The organism is Phyllobacterium sp. TAF24 (genome assembly GCF_052113785.1).
In the GTDB taxonomy this organism is placed as follows: Bacteria; Pseudomonadota; Alphaproteobacteria; order Rhizobiales; family Rhizobiaceae; genus Phyllobacterium.
Genome location: NZ_JBFRDN010000006.1, coordinates 158106 through 179763 on the forward strand (window position 1 = coordinate 158106; position 21658 = coordinate 179763).

Annotated in this window: 17 protein-coding genes; 10 read left to right on the forward strand and 7 right to left on the reverse strand. The window is 55.3% G+C overall.

Features of this window, described 5'->3' with window-relative positions; genetic code table 11:
• Positions 1–255: 255 nt before the first annotated feature.
• Positions 256–1446 carry a formaldehyde dehydrogenase, glutathione-independent gene (gene fdhA / locus AB4Y96_RS07895; protein ID WP_441916520.1) on the reverse strand — a complete coding sequence of 397 codons (1191 nt, stop codon included), beginning with the start codon at positions 1444–1446 and terminating at the stop codon, positions 256–258.
• 435 nt (positions 1447–1881) lie between these two features.
• Here fdhA and AB4Y96_RS07900 point away from each other — a divergent pair, with 435 nt between their 5' ends.
• From AB4Y96_RS07900 to AB4Y96_RS07910, 3 genes are all read left to right on the forward strand, one after another.
• A complete protein-coding gene (locus AB4Y96_RS07900) occupies positions 1882–2901 on the forward strand; it encodes a 2-dehydropantoate 2-reductase (protein ID WP_441916521.1) in 1020 nt (339 codons plus the stop codon).
• A 66-nt stretch (positions 2902–2967) separates the two neighbouring features.
• Positions 2968–3741, forward strand: coding sequence for a fumarylacetoacetate hydrolase family protein (locus tag AB4Y96_RS07905; RefSeq protein WP_441916522.1), 774 nt, complete (start codon positions 2968–2970; stop codon positions 3739–3741).
• Positions 3742–4028: 287 nt separating this feature from the next.
• On the forward strand, positions 4029–4859 hold the full coding sequence (locus tag AB4Y96_RS07910) for an IclR family transcriptional regulator (protein ID WP_441916523.1): 831 nt from the start codon (positions 4029–4031) through the stop codon (positions 4857–4859).
• A 13-nt stretch (positions 4860–4872) separates the two neighbouring features.
• Here the strand turns inward: AB4Y96_RS07910 and sucD (AB4Y96_RS07915) are convergent, their stop codons facing one another.
• The 4 genes from sucD (AB4Y96_RS07915) to AB4Y96_RS07930 form a co-directional block, all read right to left on the reverse strand.
• On the reverse strand, positions 4873–5754 hold the full coding sequence (sucD, locus tag AB4Y96_RS07915; protein ID WP_441916524.1) for a succinate--CoA ligase subunit alpha: 882 nt from the start codon (positions 5752–5754) through the stop codon (positions 4873–4875).
• Positions 5751–6941, reverse strand: coding sequence for an ADP-forming succinate--CoA ligase subunit beta (sucC, locus tag AB4Y96_RS07920; RefSeq protein WP_441916525.1), 1191 nt, complete (start codon positions 6939–6941; stop codon positions 5751–5753). Before sucC (AB4Y96_RS07920) ends, sucD (AB4Y96_RS07915) begins: the two co-directional genes overlap by 4 nt.
• A gap of 80 nt (positions 6942–7021) precedes the next feature.
• Entirely contained in the window at positions 7022–8299 is a 1278-nt protein-coding gene (frc, locus tag AB4Y96_RS07925) for a formyl-CoA transferase (protein WP_441916526.1), read from the reverse strand.
• An 82-nt stretch (positions 8300–8381) separates the two neighbouring features.
• Positions 8382–10136: a thiamine pyrophosphate-binding protein gene (locus AB4Y96_RS07930; RefSeq protein WP_441916527.1), complete on the reverse strand. Its 1755-nt coding sequence runs from the start codon at positions 10134–10136 to the stop codon at positions 8382–8384.
• Between the two features lie 567 nt (positions 10137–10703).
• Between AB4Y96_RS07930 and AB4Y96_RS07935 the strand changes: the two genes are divergently transcribed.
• The 7 genes from AB4Y96_RS07935 to AB4Y96_RS07965 all read left to right on the forward strand — a co-directional run bounded on the left by AB4Y96_RS07935 (position 10704) and on the right by AB4Y96_RS07965 (position 19015).
• A complete protein-coding gene (locus tag AB4Y96_RS07935; RefSeq protein WP_175540623.1) occupies positions 10704–10841 on the forward strand; it encodes a hypothetical protein in 138 nt (45 codons plus the stop codon).
• 203 nt (positions 10842–11044) lie between these two features.
• Entirely contained in the window at positions 11045–12337 is a 1293-nt protein-coding gene (oxlT, locus tag AB4Y96_RS07940; protein ID WP_091881507.1) for an oxalate/formate MFS antiporter, read from the forward strand.
• Between the two features lie 364 nt (positions 12338–12701).
• Positions 12702–14828, forward strand: coding sequence for an acetate--CoA ligase family protein (locus tag AB4Y96_RS07945; RefSeq protein ID WP_441916528.1), 2127 nt, complete (start codon positions 12702–12704; stop codon positions 14826–14828).
• 84 nt (positions 14829–14912) lie between these two features.
• Positions 14913–16112, forward strand: coding sequence for an ADP-forming succinate--CoA ligase subunit beta (gene sucC / locus AB4Y96_RS07950; RefSeq protein WP_441916529.1), 1200 nt, complete (start codon positions 14913–14915; stop codon positions 16110–16112).
• Complete coding sequence (sucD, locus tag AB4Y96_RS07955; RefSeq protein WP_091881513.1) at positions 16112–17029, forward strand: succinate--CoA ligase subunit alpha; 918 nt, start codon at positions 16112–16114, stop codon at positions 17027–17029. Before sucC (AB4Y96_RS07950) ends, sucD (AB4Y96_RS07955) begins: the two co-directional genes overlap by 1 nt.
• Positions 17030–17238: 209 nt before the next feature.
• Complete coding sequence (locus AB4Y96_RS07960) at positions 17239–17955, forward strand: GntR family transcriptional regulator (RefSeq protein WP_091881516.1); 717 nt, start codon at positions 17239–17241, stop codon at positions 17953–17955.
• A 43-nt stretch (positions 17956–17998) separates the two neighbouring features.
• Positions 17999–19015 carry an NAD(P)H-quinone oxidoreductase gene (locus AB4Y96_RS07965; protein WP_441916530.1) on the forward strand — a complete coding sequence of 339 codons (1017 nt, stop codon included), beginning with the start codon at positions 17999–18001 and terminating at the stop codon, positions 19013–19015.
• Positions 19016–19025: 10 nt separating this feature from the next.
• Here the strand turns inward: AB4Y96_RS07965 and guaD are convergent, their stop codons facing one another.
• Together guaD and AB4Y96_RS07975 are read right to left on the reverse strand one after the other, a co-directional pair.
• The gene (gene guaD, locus AB4Y96_RS07970; protein WP_441916531.1) at positions 19026–20384 is read right to left on the reverse strand and encodes a guanine deaminase; all 1359 of its coding nucleotides are present in this window, start codon (positions 20382–20384) and stop codon (positions 19026–19028) included.
• Complete coding sequence (locus tag AB4Y96_RS07975; RefSeq protein ID WP_441916532.1) at positions 20381–21619, reverse strand: urate hydroxylase PuuD; 1239 nt, start codon at positions 21617–21619, stop codon at positions 20381–20383. Before AB4Y96_RS07975 ends, guaD begins: the two co-directional genes overlap by 4 nt.
• Between the last annotated feature and the right edge of the window lie 39 nt (positions 21620–21658).

The window sequence follows — 21658 nt, forward strand, 5'->3', positions numbered from 1 at the left end:
GCATCATACTGCAGGGCATTCCACAAAAAGCTGGAAGAGAATTTCGACCGGAAGGCCAAGGCCGATGGCAACATTGCTGCGGCAGTCGTCAGGGATGACCACTGCCGATCCTGCTGAACGGCGCTGTAGGGCCGAGTGCGCTGCGGTTCTCTCCAACGCGCTCACCACCAGTTCTGGCGGTAATCTTATAGACAACGCTCGGACTGGTTCCCCCCAACCGAGCGTTGTCATTATGCGTTGCAACCAATGAGGTCTTTATGCAGCCTTGGCTAGTTCGCCATGCGGATCGAGCACAAATTTCTGCGCTGCCCCCTTATCGAAGCTCTCATAGCCTTGGGCCGCATCTTCAAGCGATATGATTCTGGCATTGACGATATCGGCAATTGGCAAGCGGTCATAAAGGATCGCCTGCATGAGCTGACGATTATATTTCAGCACTGGCGTTTGACCCGTATGGAAAGATTGTGCCTTTGCCCAACCGAGGCCAAAACGCAAAGACAAGTTGCCTTGCTTGGCTGCGTTGTCGACCGCACCCGGATCTTCAGTGACATAAAGACCGGGAATACCAATGGACCCGGCGGCGCGCGTGATCTCCATCATCTGGTTCAACACAACAGCTGGCTGTTCGCCGCCGCTGTGACCGCGTGCCTCGAAACCCACAGCGTCAATGGCACTGTCAACTTCGTTGCTACCCGTCACCTGTGCGATCATATCACCAAGACGGTCGCTGGCGGACAGATCGATCGGTTCAAACCCAACTTTCGCGGCATGTGCAAGGCGCTCTTTGTTGAAGTCACCAATCATCACCACAGCAGCACCAAGAATGCGGGCTGAAGCAGCGGCAGCCAGCCCAACTGGTCCGGCTCCGGCAACATAGACAACCGAGCCAACACCGACACCCGCTTTCACCGCTCCATGAAATCCCGTAGGCAAAATATCGGAAAGCATCGTGAGATCCCGCATCTTAGCCATCGCGCGATCACGATCAGGAATTTTCAGAAGGTTGAAGTCCGCATAGGGGACTGTCACATAACGTGCCTGACCGCCGATCCAGCCACCCATGTCCACATAACCATAAGCACCCCCTGCTCGCGCAGGATTGACCGTCAGGCAAACACCTGTGTCTTGAGACTTGCATGTGCGGCACCGCCCGCATGCAACGTTGAATGGGACAGAGACAATATCTCCCACGCAGAGCATTTCGACGTCGCGGCCCTTTTCAATGATCTCGCCAGTGATTTCATGACCAAGGACAAGTCCAGGCTCTGCAGTGGTACGACCGCGCACCATATGCTGATCTGACCCGCAAATGTTCGTAGAGATGACCTTGAGAACAACCGCATGTTCAATTCGGCGACCATCTGGCGCTTCAAGTTTTGGATCAATGATGTCCTGTACTTCGACCTTACCCGGCCCCACATAGACGACGCCTCTGTTTTTGCTCATTGCGAACTCCTCCCATGGATTCTGGTGCAACCCAACGGCCTTCCGGACGGAAGACCGAATTCCTCGTCAGTACTCACGCCTCTTGGCATGGCGCTGTTCGCCGTGATGGTGACGAAAGCAACTCAACCATAGGCTGAATTCAAGCATTGGCCGTTCTGTTCGCGACATATCATTTCATGCGCCATTGCTTCGTCCCACATTGGCGATGAGGGTTGACATCACATCATTTTCTGGGATTATGTATACCACAGATACAAACAGGGCGAAGTGGTATCAGGGAGAGTCCCCCTCAGTGAGGTGCTGTGTGGGCGACGTACCGCGAAGAGGCATCGTTGTTATACGCATTTCCCTGACAATGCCGATTGTGTGATGCCCGCTTAGCCATGCAAATCAAGCATTTGGAATGTCCACAAAAATAGACAGGAGGGGAAACAAATGAAAATCTGTATTTATGGTGCCGGCGCGATCGGCGGTTATATGGCAGTCATGCTCAAGCGCGGGGGCGCGGATGTCTCCCTTGTCGCCAGAGGTGCTCATCTCGACGCAATCCAGAAAAATGGCATCAAGCTGCTGGTAGACGGGGACGAAATCGTCGAACGCATGCCGGCTACCAGCACTGCACATGAACTAGGGCCCCAGGATTATGTGATCGTCACGCTGAAAGCGCATCAGGCATGGCAATCGGTTGAGGACATGGTACCGCTTCTAGGCGAAAAGACTGCTGTAGTAACAGCCCAAAACGGGCTTCCCTGGTGGTATTTCCATGGCCTTGGGCCGAGCGTTGCCAACCTCCGGCTGCAGAGTGTCGACCCTGATAACCGCCAGTGGAATACTATTGGACCCCAGCGGGTTATCGGAGCCACGGTCTATCCCGCTACCGAGATCATTGAACCCGGCGTGATCAAGCACATCTATGGCAATCAGTTTGGTCTCGGTGAGCCTGATCGCAGCAACAGTGAACGCGTCCACCAACTGGCGGCGGCGATGGATGCGGGTGGCTTAAAGACCCGCTTTTATGAGGACATCCGCGACGATATCTGGATCAAGCTTTGGGGCAATCTTTGTTTCAATCCGATTTCAGCATTGACGGGCGCAACGCTCGACATTGTGGCGACAGATCCGGGCACACGCAATCTTGCGCGCAATATGATGGTTGAAGCACAAGCCATCGGCAAGAAGTTCGGTGCGACCTTCCGCGTCGACGTTGAGCGGCGCATCGATGGCGCGGCTGGTGTCGGCGCGCACCGCACGTCCATGTTGCAGGACGTCGATAAGGGCCGGGCCATCGAGCTCGATGCGCTTCTGACATCCGTGCAGGAAATGGGCCGACTTTCCAAAGTGGAAACACCTTTCATAGACAGCGTGTTGGCGCTTGCGCAGCAAATGGGACGTGTGAAGGGCCTTTACCCGACGTTCCCCGAAGCGGTGCCGGTCAAGCCAGCCATGGCATCTTGACCGGCTTTGCCAGCCAGTGACGGGCAAATGAAAAGATCCGCACTTTGAAACGGGAGGACATGGAAGATGGTTCAGTGGACGCGATTTGACGATGGCGGCGTGGAGCGGTTCGGCCTGCTACTAGGCAATGAGATCGCCGTATATCAAGGCAACATGTTCGAAAAACCGACGGCTACGGGGATGCGGCGTGCCGTTGCTTCGGTTCGCTTGCTGGCACCCTGCTCACCTTCCAAGATCATCGCGCTGTGGAACAATTTCCACCAGCTGGCGGCCAAACTTGATGTAGCAGTACCCGATGAGCCGCTTTATCTGTTCAAGGCAACCTCGTGCGTCGCTCATCCGGACGCTATTGTTACCCGCCCCTCTTCCTATACGGAAGCTGTGGCTTATGAGGGCGAACTCGGTATTGTGATCGGCAAACGCTGTACCGATGCTTCAGAGGAGGAAGCTGCTGCGGCAATCTTCGGCTATACATGTGTCAACGACCTGACAGCGAGCAACATCATTGCCCGCGACAAAACTTTTGCCCAATGGGCCCGCGCTAAAAGCTTCGATGGTTTCGGTCCCTTCGGACCCGTAATCACCACCGATCTCGATCCGGCTAAACTCCATGTCAAAACTGTTCTCAATGGCGTCGAGCGCCAGAATTATCCCCTGAGCGATATGATCTTTCCACCAGCCCGGCTCGTCAGTGCCCTTTCGAAAGATATGACACTTGAGCCGGGAGATCTGATCTGCTGCGGTACATCGCTTGGCGTCGGCTCAATCAAAGACCCGTCGAACATTGTCTCGGTTACAATTGACGGAATCGGCACGCTGTCGAACACGTTCGTTCAATAGAAAATCACAAAAGAATGCCCGGAACCATGCATTCCGGGCATTCTTCCAACGGACCGAGACTGGACATTTCAGCGCCCGTCCAAACTCGACCGAAACCTGAGCTTTTTGACGATTGTGGATATGGCGGAAACGATATTATCTATTTGAAATCATACTCTAAAAATTTTCTATATCAACATTAAATGGTAGTTATTCCCACAATATGGAAATTAATCCATCCAATAAAACTGGAAAAGCCCGGATGATCGGTCTATGGCTGGGCTAACGCAACAGCAGAGCAAGGAGCCATGGTGGCTGTTATCCAACCGGCAAAGGGCAAGCGAGGCCGCAAGGCCGCTGCGGATGCATCGCCATCATCGGTACAGGTCCTCGACAGGAGCCTGAATCTTTTAACGATCATTGCTGATCACGACGGCTCAGCCTTGACAGAGCTTGCCGACAAGACTGGCCTTGCGCCCTCCACTGTTCATCGCCTGCTGACCTCATTGCAAAAACACGACATGGTTTCGCATGACCCGGAAACCGGCGACTGGTCTATCGGCGTCGGCGCCTTTGCCATCGGCAATGGTTTCCTGCGATCGCGCAAACTTGGCCCAATCAGCCGCCGCTTCCTGAAACGGTTGATGGAGGAGTGCGGCGAGACCGCCAATATCGGCATCGAGGACGATGGCGATGTTGTGTTCATTTCCCAGGTCGAAAGCCACGCTCCGATGCGCGCTTTCTTTCGGCCAGGACGGCGCGGGCCGATCCATGCCTCAGGCATTGGCAAGGCAATTCTGTCCACCTGGTCGGATTCTGAAATCGGCCGGACAGTAAGCAGAAAGCAGCTCGCCCACTTTACCGACCATACGCTGGACACGCTTCCTGCACTTTTGAAAAACATCCAAGAAATCCGCTCGCGCGGCTGGTCAATCGATGACGAGGAACACACACTTGGCATGCGCTGTATTGCTGCGCCGATCTTCAACGAACATGGCGAGGCCGTCGGCGGCATATCGATTTCCGGCCCGACCGTGCGTTTGCCCCGGGACAAGGTTGATGTCTTGGGTCCAGTCGTGCGTGGCACAGCAAACGAGCTGACGCGTGCCATGGGCGGGCGGCGGCCGGAAGAACTGTAGATCAGGGTTCCCATTAAACAGAAACAGCCATAGCCTCGCGAATGGCCTGACCAACAAGGTGCGGGCTTTTGGCAATGATGACACCAGCCTCTTCAAGAGCATTGATCTTGCTCTGTGCATCATTCGCCGCACTTTGCGCAAAAGCACCGGCGTGACCCATGCGGCGCTCCGCTGGTGCATGGCGACCGACCACTAACCCGACAATCGGAATATCGGGCTTGATTTCCGTCAGCAATTCCGCGAGTTCCTGTTCCTCTGATCCACCAATCTCACCGATAACAATGACACCATGCGTATCGCGGTCAGCAAGAAACAATTGCATGCAGTCACGCATGCTCAGCCCATGGATAGCATCGCCGCCAATGCCAACGGTAGTGGACTGGCCCAATCCGACGGCGCTGACCTGCGCAATGACTTCGCTTGTCAGCGAGGCCGAACGCGACAGAATACCAATCTGGCCCTTTCGCTCGCTGCCGGTTGCCATGACGCCAATCTTGCAGACACCCGGTGAAAGAACCCCTTGAGAATTTGGTCCGACAAGAACCGTCGAACTTTGCTTGAGCGCCGCACGCACACGCAACATATCCTGCACCGGCACCCGCTCGGTCAAGGCAACGACAAGCGGCATACCGGCTTCAATCGCCTCGATCATCGCTGCAGCGGCGTTTTCCGGAGGGACGAAAACCATGCTGGCATTTGCACCTGTTTCTCGCATCGCATCGGCAACCTCGTTGAAAACAGGAAGATTCAGATGATAGGTCCCGCCTTTGCCGGGCGTGACACCACCAACAATCCGGGTTCCGTATTCGAGCATTGCCGCAGAGTAGTGCGTCCCTGCCCAGCCGGTCATACCCTGGCAGATTACACGCGTATTCTGGTCAACGAGAATGGTCATGATCTTTCTCCGTTCGACTGTGCAGCCGATGTCGCGCGGGTCACGGCCGTCCACATATCAGGACAGTCGATTACCTTGCAGCCGAAATTGGCGAAGCGAAACCGGGCATATTCGGCATTGTTACCAGCCAGGCGTACAATGACAGGACAAGTACGACCGGTTCGACGTATGGCAATGCCCAGACCATCGGCGATGGTATCGCACGGCTGCATGCCGCCACCGTGTACATTGACGAGGATCGAGCGCACTGCCGGATTGTTGAGAAGAAGGGTGAAGCCATGGGCGACATCAAGGCTTGTAGCGGTTGTGCGTATATCCATGAAATTTGCAGGCTTGCCGTTGGCGGCGTAAACCATGTCAAGCGTTGCCAGCCCGAGCCCGGCACCATTAACGGCCAGACCAATATTGCCGTCCATGCGCAGATAATTGAGCTGACGGTTCTGGGCGACAAGCTCCACCGCATCATCATCATGCTCGTCACGCAATGCCACCAGTTCAGGGTGCCGAAATAGAGCGTTGTCATCAATAATCATCTTGGCATCTACAGCAACAAACCCACCCTCCTCCGTTACAGCAAGCGGATTGATTTCGAGCAGCGTTGCATCCAGTTCCACGAAAATCCGGCGCAACTGGTCAAGAAGCTGGGCGAAGGCAGATTGCAGATCGGAAGAGACTAGACCTATACGTTTGGCCAGATTGATCGCAACATCTTCCGCCAAAGCATTGCCGGTTCCCATCGAAATTCGTTCGAGGCGAGTTTCGCCAGATTGAAGCCGCCTTTCAATATCCTCGCTGCCTTCAGCACCAGCGAGAACCATGATCTCGGCGCTCGCCACATCGATGGACAGCGACAGATAAAGGTTGCGGACGGGACGAACAGCGGTTTCAATCAACACCCGGTTGACGCGGCTGCCTGCCGGGCCCGTCTGTTCGGTGACAAGCGTTCGCCCCAGCATTGCTGCTGCCGCGACGCCTGCCTGCTCCGGCGTGGAGACAAGCTGGACGCCGCCTGCCAAGCCGCGCCCACCCGCAAGAATTTGAGATTTTACGGCAATTTTGGTCGCACCCAATGCCGCAGCAGCATCACGCGCCTCAGCGGCAGTCAGTGCCACCCGGCCTTCGGGCACACCGATGCCTCTGGCTGATAGCAGTGCTTTTGACTGGAACTCATGAAGCTTCATAGCCATGGCCTCCCCAAGACTGATTGAGCATTCGCGCAAGGCGGCACCTGATCGATGCCGCCGCTTTATTTCTTACAAACGGGCGATCATTCCGCCGCGATCTTTTGAGGATCGCCAAGCGCACCGCTCTTTTGCAGATCATCGATAAACCGGTTGTCGAATTTGAGCACATCACGCAGGATTTCTTCGGTGTGCTCGCCCAGAAGCGGTGAACGGGTCACATCCGTTGGACTGTCGGAGAGCTTGATCGGATTGCCGACCGAAAGGTAATTGCCACGCACCGGGTGTTCGACCTCGACAATTGTACCCGTCGCACGCAACGATTGATCTTCGGCAATTTCCTTCATGGAAAGGATCGGGCCGCAAGGGATGTCCCGATCGTTGAGGAGGGCCATTGCCTCGAATTTGTCCTTGGTCATGGTCCACTCCTCGATGCGGGCGAAAATTGCATTGAGGCGGGGCAGCCGGGCGCCGGGCTTGGCATAGTCAGGATGGGTTTTCCATTCCGGCTCGCCAATTACATCGCAGATCGCCTCCCAGACAGGCGCCTGAGTAATGAAATAGATGTAGGCATTGGGATCAACTTCCCAGCCCTTGCATTTCAGGATACGGCCCGGCTGGCCGCCACCGGAATCATTGCCGGCGCGCGGTACGCTTTCGCCAAATTCAATACCCTCGCCAAACTGGCTGTATTCATTCAGTGGACCGTGGGCAAGGCGCTGCTGGTCGCGCAATTTGACCCGGCATAGATTGAGTACGCCATCCTGCATGGCTGCAGAGACTTTCTGGCCGCGTCCGGTTTTCGTACGCTGGAAAAGCGCAGTCACGATACCGAGGCAAAGATGCAAGCCCGTACCGGAATCGCCGATCTGGGCGCCGGTCACGAGGGGCAATCCATCGCGAAAGCCTGTTGTTGAGGCAGCACCGCCGGTGCATTGCGCAACATTCTCATACACCTTGCAATCCTGATAAGGCCCCGGACCAAAGCCCTTGATCGAAGCGACGATCATTGCGGGATTGAGTTCCTGAACGCGCTCCCACGTGAAACCCATGCGATCAAGCGCACCGGGAGCAAAATTCTCCACCAGAACGTCGCAATTCCTGATCAGCTCTTCCAGAACCGTCTTTCCGCTCTCGTTCTTTGTATCGAGCGTGATCGAACGCTTGTTATGATTGAGCATGGTGAAATACAGGCTGTCAGCATCGGGAACATCGCGAAGCTGGCCGCGCGTAATGTCGCCGACACCGGGGCGCTCGACCTTGATGACATCGGCACCAAACCAGGCAAGAAGCTGTGTGCATGTTGGTCCAGACTGGACGTGGGTGAAGTCTAGGATGCGAACACCCTCCAAAGCTTTTGTCATAGTTCCTTCCCTTCTTCAGTACAGATTGTTCTGCTTATGTCGATTTGAACCGGCGGCCTTAGGCAGCCGCCGGTTGTTATCGTTATTTGTACATTGTCTGGTTCTTGGTCCCCGGCGCGTATTCGTTCGGATCGACCCAGATATTGACGACAGCTGACCGACCGGTCTTGGCAATCGCTTCACGAGCCCGCTGGAGAGCAGGCTGAATCTGCGAAGCTTCACGAACCTCCTCGCCATGATTGCCGAGCATATGCGCGAATTTGGAGAACTCGACGTCGCCAAGCTTGTTGCCGACATTGCCGCGTTCTTCGCCATATTTTGCCACCTGACCATAACGGATCTGGTTCATCGAAGAGTTGTTGCCGATAACCGCAAGATATGGAGCGTGGAAGCGGTCGCAGGTTTCCATGTCGAACGCCGTCATCGAGAAAGCGCCATCGCCATAGTAGCAAAGCACTTCCTTGTTTGGATGTGCGAGCTTTGCGCCAAGTGCGAAGCCTGTCCCTACACCCAGCGAACCAAGCGCACCCGGATCCATCCACTGGCCCGGATTGCGCGGACGCACTGCCTGAGCCGAGATCGTCACCACATCGCCACCGTCGCCGATGTAGATCGTGTCTTCGCCAAGAAACTCATTGAGCTCGTAGGCCACTCGGTAAGGATGGATCGGGCTCTGATCCGATTTCAAAAGCGGCAGGACCTTCTCATAGGCAATCGCTTCCTGTTCCTCCAGCGTCTTCATCCATTGTTGACGCGCCTGACGCTTGCCCTTGTCGATACGGCCAGAGGCAGCCTGTAGAACAGCCGAAAGGATAGCACCGGGATGGCCGACGAGGCCGAGATTGATATCGCGGTTCTTGCCGACGGTGCGGTAATCCTGGTCGATCTGCACCAGCGTGAGATCTTTGGATATCCGCTTGCCGTAGCCCATGCGAAAATCGAATGGCGTACCGATGACAACAATCACGTCAGCGTTGCTGAAGGCGAAGCCACGCGTGCGGTCGAAGTGGTGAGGGTCACCAATCGGCAATGTGCCACGGCTGGCACCGTTGAAATATCCGGGAATATCCAGACCGCGCAACAGTTCCACGGCAGCGTCGGTGCTACCCGATGTGAAAACCTGCTGACCGAACAGGATCGCCGGACGTTCGGCATTCACCAGAACGTCGGCCAGTCTCTCGATATCAGCCGGATCGCCGATTGAATAGGTTGAGGCTCTGTATCTGCCCGGCTGCGGAATGACAGCTTTCTCCAGGGGTATTTCACGATCCAGAACATCGCGGGGAATTTCGAGATAGGAAGGCCCGGATGCGCCTGAAAAGCATTCGCGCGCCGCCATGGAAATCATATCGGCAATGCGTTCTGTCGATGAGACGCCGGCAGCAAACTTGGTGATAGGGGTCATCATGTCGACATGGGGCAAATCCTGCAGCGAACCCATCTTGTGCTGAGTAAGGGCTCCCTGTCCGCCAATATGCAACACGGGGCTTTCCGAGCGGAACGCCGTTGCGATACCTGTGACTGCATTGGTGCAGCCGGGACCGGCAGTGGTAACGACGCAGCCAAGTTTGCCTGTCTGCCGGGCATAGCCATCCGCGGCATGTGCGGCGACCTGCTCATGGCGCACGTCGATGATACGAATGCCTTCATCAATGCAGCCGTCATAGATATCGATGATGTGACCGCCGCACAGTGTGAAGATGGTATCGACGCCCTCGTTCTTCAGCGCCTTCGCCACCAGATGTCCGCCAGACACCACGCTCCCGTCGCGCACCTTCCGCTTTAATGTATCTTCAGCCGTTGATGTGGCTTTCTCAACTTTCGTGACGATAGTCATTGACGTCTTTCCTCCTATTGAACCTTGTCGTCTTTTATCGTTGGCGGCTGCTCGCCTGACTGATGCCGAACACAAAGGCCGGATGCAAAACCGCACTCCCTGCAAGGTGCGGGTCAGGGCGGGAGCCAGCCGGCTCAGCTACATCGAGATTTTGCATGCGATAACGCTCGTTGGTGTCGAGAGCCTCGCCTTCCACCCCCGAGGGCGAAGCCGTCGGGCGCGGCCGGGAGGCCGAAGCCGAACCGGAATTCACAAGTTTTAAGACGCTTGTTCGCCTGCGTATGGCGCTCAAAGTGCCCGTAAAAAAGTTCTGGCATAATAAATACCAAAAGTCAAACAACCAAAATCTGTGAAAACCCGCAATTTATGGCGCACATTAAAAACACGATAATATCGAAACAATTCGGCGTTTACCGCGTTCTATATGGGTGCAATGCACAATTCTTCTTGTGTGCACTGCACAACCTATGCAAAAATGGGATGCTGATATGCGTCAGCGGAGATTGTGAACTGGGATATGGTATGCCAGATAAGCGCCAACATTAATCGAAAACAGGAGTGTCAACCATGCCGGCACGCGCAGAAATTGCTTCAGTAACCACCCGTACCGCCCCCCGCGGCCTCATCGAGACGATTCTGGCCTTCCTTGACCGGGTTGCAGAGACCAACGCACGCAATAAAAATTACGAACCTTTCGGCCTTTAACACCCGAGACTTTCGATTCGTTCCGTTCAAGCGGCCGCCGGATTCCCCTCCGGCGGCCGCTTAACGTTTTGAAGTCACGAGGTTTTTTCTAAACTTGCATATCAGATAAGCTTGGGTCTTGTCTTTTGGTATAACTGATACCAGTATGTCCCCTATCAGCGCATGGCATTTTAGCTAACAAAAAGCGTCAGAAAGGGAAGGAAATGACTCAAGCGGTGAAAGAGGGTTTCCAATCGCAACCTGTAAGCGATGGATTCAGATGGGGACAATTGGCTGTTGGTGTGGTCTGTATGGTCATGATTGCCAACCTCCAATATGGTTGGACATTCTTCGTTCCTGAAATCACGAAGCAGTTCGGTTGGGGACGGAGCGAAATTCAATGGGCATTTACGATCTTCGTTCTCTTCGAAACTTGGCTCGTTCCGATCGAGGGCTGGTTCGTTGACAAATACGGACCGAAAATCGTCATCCTTTTCGGCGGCGTATTGTGCGGTATCGGCTGGGTCATCAATTCCTATGCTGACACGATGCTTCTGTTCTGCATCGGGCAGGCCGTTGCCGGTATTGGTGCAGGTGCGGTTTACGGAACGTGCGTCGGCAATGCATTGAAATGGTTTCCGGACCGGCGCGGACTTGCCTCGGGCATCACGGCAGCCGGTTTTGGTGCGGGTTCAGCACTGACAGTTTGGCCAATCCAGGCCACAATCGCGAATTACGGCTTCCAAAATGCCTTCCTGACCTTCGGTTTAGGACAGGGCATTATTATTGTTTTGCTTTCCTTCTTCCTGTTGGCGCCAAAGCCCGGTCAGGTGGCTGAGGTAACCAACAAAGGGCCGATCATCCAGAGTCGGCGTCAGTATTCACCTTCTGAAGTGCTGAAGCACCCGATTTTCTGGCTCATGTATGTCATGTTCGTCGCTGTGGGCGCCGGTGGTCTCGTTGTAACGGCAAACCTTGCGCCGATGGCCAAGGATTACGGCGTTGCCGACATTCCCATGTGGTTGGGTATACCGGCTCTCACGCTGGCAGCGACACTGGACCGCCTGCTCAACGGCGTGACTCGGCCCTTCTGTGGTTGGGTTTCAGATAAAATCGGACGCGAGAACACCATGTTCATCGCCTTCGGTGTGGAAGCAATCGGCATATATCTGCTCTACCTCTACGCCGGTAATCCGGTGATGTTTGTTATTCTGAGCGGCCTGGTGTTCTTTGCCTGGGGCGAGATCTACTCTCTCTTTCCGTCAACGTGCACCGATACGTTCGGTTCGAAATTCGCTGCAACCAATGCCGGCCTACTTTACACGGCGAAAGGTACAGCGGCACTCCTTGTGCCCTTCGGTACGGCTCTGGCCGTCAACGGCAACTGGAACTCGGTGTTCATCATCGGCGTCGTCCTGAATGCCGGAGCGGCGCTCGCGGCGCTGTTCATACTCAAGCCGTGGCGTGCAGGTATTATTCGCAAGACGCAAGAGAGCGCTCTGCAGCCAGCACAGTAGTACACAACGAAGCTCCGGGCTGGAAATCACCCAGCCCGGACACTCATCTCAAACTACAAGACATTGTCGGCATCGGATTCAAAAGCCCGGCAAAACCTATCTGCCCCGGTATCGCGATTGAGAATCTCAACGCGCTGCGGGCAGGTCGATTACCGGCCAAAGGGTCGAACAACTGACACCAGAATAATCAGTCCTATCGAATGCGAACAGCCATGTGCAGCACGAGCAGGACTTGACAGCATTTTTACTGGAATACATTATACCAGTATGGCGGGCACGATAATCAACCGGCCGCGCCGCTGGTCATCCAAGCCACATCAACGCCGCCAGCACGGGGAGTGCAGGCAGCACCAGGGAGGAAATCATGCTCGACAAAACCGTTGTCCGAAACGTACTCGAAACGGCGCGGGCCGAGGGCCGTCAGGCGCTTACCGCACCAGAAGGCAAACTTATTTGCGATGCCTACGGCATTGCTGTTCCGCAGGAAGGCGTTGCCGGAAGCGCCGAGGAAGCTGTCTCGCTTGCAACGGGCATGGGCTATCCAGTGGTGATGAAAATCGTTTCCCCTGATATCCTGCACAAAACGGAAGCTGGCGGCGTTGTCGTCGGCGTCAAATCCGCCGAAGAAGCAAAGGCTGCCTTCGACAAGATCATTGCCAATGCCAAAGCCTATAAGGCCGATGCTGAAATCATCGGTGTACAGGTTCAGCAAATGCTGACTGGCGGTCTTGAGGTCATTATCGGCGCAGTCTCGGACGACAGTTTCGGCAAGCTTGTTGCCTTTGGTCTCGGCGGCGTTCTGGTGGAAGTTCTAAAGGACATTACCTTCCGTCTGGCACCAGTGACAAATGACGAAGCTCTGTCGATGCTCGACAGCATTCAGGCAGCAGAAATGCTGAAGGGCGTGCGCGGCGGTGAACCCGTCAACCGCGAAGCGCTCGCTGACTTGATCGTGCGCGTTTCCAAGCTTGTCGACGACTATCCCGAGATTTCCGAGCTTGACCTCAATCCGGTTTTTGCCACGAAGGAAGGGGCTATCGCCGCAGACGTGCGTATCGTCATCGACTACAACCAGACAAAGCCACGCCACCGGCCGAGCCAGGAAGAAATCCTGAAATCCATGAACCGCATCATGCGCCCGAAAGCCGTCGCTGTGATCGGTGCATCGGCGGAGGACGGCAAGATCGGCAATTCCGTGATGAAGAACCTCATCAACGGTGGCTATAAGGGGCACATCTATCCCATCCATCCGAAAGCCCAAGAAATACTTGGCTACAAGACGTATAAAAGCGTCAAGGATGTACCCGGCGATATCGATACGGCGGTCTTTGCCATTCCAGCCAAGTTTGTCGCAGGAGCATTAACGGAATGCGGCGAAAAGAAAATCCCCGGTGCTGTCCTCATCCCCTCGGGCTTTGCCGAAGCGGGCGAACCTGAGCTGCAGGACGAAATCGTCAAGATCGGCCGCAAATACAATATCCGCCTCATGGGCCCGAACATTTATGGCTTCTACTACACGCCCGAAAATCTATGCGCGACATTCTGCACGGCCTATGACGTCAAGGGCTCGGCGGCATTGTCGTCGCAGTCTGGTGGCATCGGCATGGCGATCATCGGTTTCTCACGCTCGGCCAAAATGGGCGTATCGGCAATTGTCGGCCTCGGCAACAAGTCTGATATCGACGAAGACGATCTGCTCACATTCTTCGAACAGGACGACAATACACGGATCATCGCCCAGCACCTCGAGGATCTGAAAGACGGCCGGGCCTTTGCCGAAGCGGCAAAACGCGTCTCGAAGAAAAAGCCGATCGTCGTGCTCAAGGCAGGACGCACATCCGCTGGTGCCAAGGCAGCATCATCCCATACGGGCGCTCTTGCCGGTAACGACAAGATTTATGAAGACGTTTTCAAACAGGTCGGCGTCATCCGCGCACGCTCACTACGCCAACTTCTCGAATTCGCCCGCGGCATTCCTGTCATGCCCACACCAAAGGGAGAAAATGTTGTCATCATCACCGGCGCCGGTGGTTCCGGCGTGCTGCTTTCTGATGCCTGCGTTGATAACGGCTTGAATCTGATGGCAATGCCAGATGATCTCGATGCGGCCTTCCGCAAATTTATTCCGCCCTTCGGTGCGGCGGGAAATCCTGTCGACATCACGGGCGGCGAACCGCCCCTCACCTACAAGAACACGGTCAAGCTCGGCCTTGAGGACGACCGCATCCATTCACTGATCCTCGGTTATTGGCACACCATCGTCACCCCGCCGATGGTCTTTGCCAAACTGATGGTTGAGGTGAAGGAAGAAATGGCGGCCAAGGGCATTGAAAAGCCAATGGTTGCATCACTTGCCGGCGACGTCGAAGTCGAAGAAGCCGCCGAGTATCTCTATCTGCATGGCATTCCTGCCTATGCCTATTCAACTGAACTTCCAGTCGAAGTGCTGGGAGCTAAGTACAAATGGGCGAGAGGCGCAGGTCTTCTCTAAGTCCTCCCCGCGCCAGGCTCCGGCATAAGCCGGGGTCTGGAATCCACTCAAAATTCAGGCATTTTTCAAGGGGAGGTTTCCTCAATGCATATTCATGAGTATCAGGCCAAGGACGTGCTCAAATCCTTCGGCGTACCCGTACCTGAGGGCTATCTGGTCACCGATATCGACGAGGCCGGTGAGATGGCCGCAAAACTTCCCGGACCTGTTTTCGTCGTCAAATCGCAAATTCACGCTGGCGGCCGTGGCAAAGGTTCATTCAAGGAACTCGGTGATGGTGCCAAGGGCGGCGTTCGTCTAGCGCGTTCCATCGCGGAGGTGCGCGAATACGCTGCCGAAATGCTTGGCAATACATTGGTGACAGTCCAGACAGGTCCGGCAGGCAAGCAGGTCAACCGTCTCTACGTCGAAGACGGGTCGCAGATCGAGAAGGAGTTTTACCTCTCGCTTCTTGTTGACCGCGCAACCAGCCGCGTTTCCTTTGTCGTCTCCACCGAAGGCGGAATGGACATTGAAACCATCGCTCACGATACACCCGAAAAGATCCTGACCTTTTCAGTAGACCCGGCGACAGGCATCATGCCCCATCATGGCCGTGCGGTCGCCAAGGCGCTGGAACTGGACGGCGATCTTGCCAAACAGGCGCAGTCACTCATTGCCAAACTATACGGAGCCTTCATCGCCAAGGATATGGAGATGCTCGAGATCAATCCGCTGATCGTCTCGAAAGACGGACAGCTGAAATGCCTCGACGCAAAGGTCAGTTTCGATTCCAATGCCCTCGCTCGTCATCTTGACATCGCCGCAATGCGCGATGAAAGCGAAGAAGATGCCAAGGAGATCGAAGCATCGAAATATGACCTCTCTTATATCACGCTGGATGGCAGCATCGGTTGCATGGTCAATGGCGCCGGACTTGCCATGGCGACCATGGACATCATCAAGTTCTACGGTGCGGAACCAGCCAATTTTCTTGATGTCGGGGGTGGCGCGACGGCTGAAAAGGTGGCGGCTGCGTTCAAGATCATAACCGCCGATCCCAATGTGAAAGGCATCCTCATCAACATCTTCGGCGGCATCATGCGCTGCGATGTCATCGCGGAAGGGGTGATCAGCGCTGTCAAGGAAGTGGGTCTGAAGGTTCCGCTCGTTGTCCGCCTCGAAGGCACCAACGTCAATGAAGGCAAGAAAATCATCGCGACGTCAGGGCTGAATGTGATCTCTGCCGACGATCTCGACGACGCTGCGCAGAAGATCGTCAATGCTGTTGGAGGTTTAAACTAATGTCGATTTTGATCAACAAGGACACCCGCCTCCTCTGCCAGGGCTTTACCGGAAAAACCGGTACCTTCCACAGCGAGCAGGCAATCAAGTACGGCACCAAAATGGTTGGGGGCACTTCCCCCGGCAAGGGTGGTACATCGCATCTCGGCCTGCCTGTATTCGACACGGTGGCAGAAGCACGCGAGGCAACAGGCGCCGATGCATCGGTGATCTACGTGCCGCCTTTTGGTGCGGCGGATGCAATCTGCGAGGCCATTCAGGCGGAAATCCCGCTGATCGTTTGCATCACCGAGGGGATTCCGGTTCTCGACATGCAACGCGTCAAACGCGCCTTATCTGGTTCAAAATCACGTTTGATCGGCCCGAACTGCCCCGGCATCATGACCGTTGACGAATGCAAGATCGGCATCATGCCGGGGTCCATCTTCCGCAAAGGATCTGTTGGTATCGTGTCACGTTCGGGCACGCTGACTTACGAAGCCGTATTCCAGACCTCGCAACAGGGCCTTGGCCAGACAACCGCTGTCGGCATTGGCGGTGATCCCATCAAGGGTACCGAATTTATCGACGTGCTGGAGATGTTCCTCGCCGATCCTGCAACGGAATCCATTGTGATGATCGGTGAAATTGGCGGCACCGCCGAGGAGGACGCTGCGCAGTTTCTTGCCGATGAGGCAAAACGAGGGCGATCGAAACCAACAGTGGGATTTATCGCGGGCCGGACGGCTCCTCCCGGCCGGCGCATGGGCCATGCGGGTGCCATTATCTCGGGCGGCAAGGGCGGTGCTGAAGACAAACTCGCCGCTATGGAAGCGGCTGGCCTCTGGATCGCTTCCACTCCGGCGCGTCTCGGAACCACATTGGTTGAACTTCTGAATGGCGATCAGCGTTATCAACGCGCCTCGAACGCCAGATAAACGGTTCGATCTAAAGTGAACATGCGCGGCACGACCAATCCGCGCATGTGTGGCGGCAGATTATTATTCCAGTACCAAACCCGGCTCCAAACAGTGTTTCCGACGAGTAATGGTTGCAAAAATTCGTAAAATGACTTCAAAGAACTAGATATGGTATTATACATTCCAAATGAACATGGAGATCACCCGACGTGAGCCCTAGAACCCAGATGCGTTGGCCAATGGCCGATGAAGCCACCCCCAATCTCGTCCTTGAACCGTTCGCTGCAGAGCCGAACTTCAAAACGCGGATATATGGTGCGCTGAAGCAGGCCATCGCGAATATGGATATCTACGGCACGACGGAAGACAAATGGCTTGACGAGCGCCAGCTTGCTGACCGGCTTGGTGTCAGCCGCACGCCGATCCGTGAAGCAATCGCCATGCTTGAGCAACAGGGTTTTGTTAAATCCATCCCCCGTCGCGGCATTATGGTCCTGCGTAAGACCAAGCGCGAAGTGATCGAAATGATCCAGATGTGGGCTGCCCTTGAGGGCATGGCTGCCCGGCTCGTTTCACTCAATGCTAGCGGCAAGGAAATTGCCCGGTTGCGCAAGCTCTTTGAGGATTTTCACGAAGACCACAAACCTGCAGACTATCCTGGTGAATACTCCGAAGCCAACCTGCAGTTTCACCAGACTTTGATCCAGATGACCGATTCAAAGATTCTACGGGAAACAACCGAGAACATTCTCCTGCATGTGCGCGGAATTCGGAAAATCACTATCGGTCGCGATGACCGGGCATCCCAGTCGATCAAGGACCATCTGGCGATTATCACCGCGCTGGAAAAGCGTGATACGGAGTTGGCTGAAAAGCTCTGCCGTGATCATACGCTTGGCCTTGCGGCCTATGTGGAGAAGCACAGCGAAGGCATCTTCGACTAACAAAGTGCCTCGGGCCTATTTCCTGTTCTAATCCGGAGATGCGATGACGAACCTACCTCAAAACATGACGGTCATCGCTATCAGCCAACCGGGCGGCCCTGAAGTCCTCAAGCCCGAACAGCGTCCCGTTCCCGCCCCTGCGGGAAATGAAATCCTCATTCGCGTCGCTGCGGCCGGGGTCAACCGGCCCGATATATTTCAACGCCTCGGTGCCTATCCGCCTCCGAAGGGTGCCACTGATCTGCCCGGTCTTGAGGTTTCCGGCACGGTCGCAGCGCTGGGAAGCGGCGTCAACAGGTGGAAAATCGGAGACAGGGTCTGTGCGCTGGCCCCGGGTGGTGGCTATGCTGAATATGTGACTGTTGACGGAAACAGCACACTCCCTGCCCCCGAAGGGTTTTCACCCGTTGACGCGGCTGCTTTGCCGGAAACATTCTTCACCGTCTGGCACAATGTTTTCGAACTTGGAGGGCTAAAGCAGGGTGAAACCTTGCTGGTCCATGGCGGCGCTTCAGGTATCGGAACCACTGCAATCATGCTTGCCAAGGCATTTGGGGCCAATGTGATCGTGACGGCTGGAACGGATGAAAAATGCGCGGCCTGCCGCGACCTTGGAGCAGATACGGCCATTAATTATCGCAGCACCGATTGGGTGACAGAGATCAAGAAGGTGACCGATAGCAAAGGCGCTAACGTCATTCTTGATATGGTCGGCGGCGCTTACATCGAACAGAACTATCAAGCCGCGGCCATCGGCGGACGCATTGTCAACATTGCATTCCTGCAAGGCTCCAAGGTCGAGGTTGACTTCATGCGCCTGATGATGAAGCGCCTGACCCATACGGGGTCAACCCTGCGCGCTCAGTCACTCGAAGCAAAGGCTCGAATTGCTGCGGCACTTGAAGCCAATGTTTGGCCGCTTCTCGCCAGTGGCCAATGTCGCCCGCTTATCCACGCCCGGTTTCCACTGGTTGAGGCCAGCCGCGCCCATGCATTGATGGAATCGAACGCCAATATCGGCAAGGTCATCCTCACAATCGGCGACGACTGGCTCTCTTGAATACCTATCGTCAGGCGGGCTGTAAGTCGGCAACGGACCTCGTTGCAGCATTGGGCGCTACAGCCGTGTTAAGGCCGCTCTTCATAGGTTTGCCCGCCACATAAACTTCACTCACCGAGCGATCGTCCCCCATCGTTTGAAGAATGAATAATTCCTCTGCAAGGGTTGTTGCCGTTTGCATGCGCAATTCCATGGCGGGTTTCGCCCGGCTATCAAGAATGGTGATATCGGCATCGGCTCCCACATGCAGCGAACCAATCCGGTCTTCAAGGCCAAGCGCCCGCGCATTGCCGAGGGTCATCATGTAATAGGATGCAAATGGTGAAAGGCGCTGTCCCTGTACATGCAGAACCTTGTAGGCTTCGGCCATTGTTTCCAGCATGGAAAAACTCGTCCCACCACCCACATCCGTCGCTACGGAAAAACGGGCTCCGAGCTTCTTGAAGCGGTCACGGTCAAACAGACCGCTGCCGAGGAAGAGATTGGAAGTCGGGCAGAAAACCGCCACAGATCTGGTCTCTGCGAGTGCCGAAATTTCCCGATCTGAAAGAAAAACGCAATGCCCGAGCAGCATCTTGGAACCCAGCAGATCATAGTTCGCATAGATGTCCGTATAGTCCTTGGCTGACGGATAGAGTGAGGTCGCGTAGGTGACTTCATCGCGATTTTCCGACAGATGCGTCTGCACATAACAATCAGGATGTTCACGTACCAAAGTCCGGCTGATCTCCATCTGCTCCGGTGTTGACGTGATGGCGAAGCGCGGGCTGATTGCATAGTGCGCGCGGCCACGGCCATGCCATTTGGCGATCAAATCTTTGGTGTCGTCATAACCCGATTGCGGTGTGTCGCGCAGCCCCTCAGGCGCATTGCGGTCCATCATGACCTTGCCGCCGATCATCAGCATATTGCGTTTTTCGGCCGCCGAGAAATAGGCATCCACGCTTTCGCGATGCACTGAGCAATAGGCCATGGCCGATGTCGTGCCATTGCGCAAAAGCTCATCCATGAACCGTCCGGCAATGAAATCCGCATGGGCTGTGGATGAGAATTTCTGCTCTTCAACAAAGACATAGGTGTTGAGCCATTCCAGCAGCTGCGCGCCATAGGAGGCAATTGCCTGCGTCTGCGGAAAGTGCAGATGCGTATCGATAAAACCTGGGAGGATCAAATGCGGACGATGATCAACGATTTCCACCTGCGGTCCGGCACCACGCGCAAGCTCCGCATAGTCACCCACACCGGCAATTTTACCATCTTTGACGAGAACGGCACCATCCTCGAAATAGGAATAGGCCGCATGATCATCGATGCTCTTTGGCTCATCGGTAAAGGTCAGCACGCGGCCGCGTAACAGCAATTGGCTCATTGGATTGTTCCTCCCTTGACTGTGGTTTCGTACCATTTGGCAAGCAATTGCCGTTCTTCGTCAGAAATCGCAGTAACATTGGCGGGCGGCATGGCATGGGAGCGTCCTGCCTGAAGATAGATTTCGCGGGCATGGGCCGCGATCTGGCTATCTGTCTCCAGCATCACGCCCTTGGGCGGTGCGATGAGACCTTCCCAGCCCGGCTCCTTCGCGTGGCACATGGAGCAACGCCCCAGCACTGTATCGCGGACTTTCGGAAACTCCGCCGAAGCGATGAAGGGCTGCTGTACTACCGATACTTTTTCCACCGGATTGCCCGACAGGATTTTCGGCACCGTCGACAGCCACATGATGACAATGAACAGGATTGCCGTGACCAGCCATGTCCATGTCGGATCACCTTTGCGGGCATGGCGGGTGTTGAACCAATGACGGATCGTAACGCCCATCAGGAATACCAGCGATGCGATGATCCAGTTGTACTGCGTGCCGAACGCCAAGGGATAATGGTTCGAGAGCATCAGGAACAGAACGGGCAACGTCAGATAATTATTGTGGGTGGAGCGTTGTTTGGCCTGTTTGCCCAGTTTCGGATCAGGCGTCTTGCCCGCGATCAAATCTGCAACCACTTTCTTCTGGTTGGGGATGATGAGCATAAACACATTGGCCGACATGATCGTCGCGGTGAATGCGCCGAGATGCAGGAAGGCAGCACGTCCTGTAAAAAGCTGGGTGTAACCCCAAGCCATGCCGACAAGGATGAAATAGAGAAGCACCATCAGTCGCGTATCATTGCGCCCCAATGGCGACTTGCAGATTGTGTCATAGACCACCCAGCCGCCGAAAATCGAGGCAAGGGAAATGGCAATCGCCACGGGGCGCGACACATCAAGCACATGCGGGTCGATCAGATAGAGATCTGCACCCGCATAATAGACAATCCAAAGCATGGCAAAACCGGACAGCCACGTCGCATAGGATTCCCATTTGAACCATGTGAGATGCTCAGGCATCTGTGCCGGCGCAACCAGATATTTCTGGATATGATAGAAACCACCGCCATGGACCTGCCATTCCTCGCCATGGGCGCCGACGGGAAGATCAGGACGTTGCCGCAGCCCCAGATCAAGGGCCACAAAATAGAATGACGAGCCGATCCACGCGATGCCAGTGATAACGTGCAACCAGCGGACGGCGAAATTCAGCCACTCCCAGGCTATGGCATATTCATACATGCGGCTCTCCCTTTTATGTAAAAGAGTATGTGCCAAAGC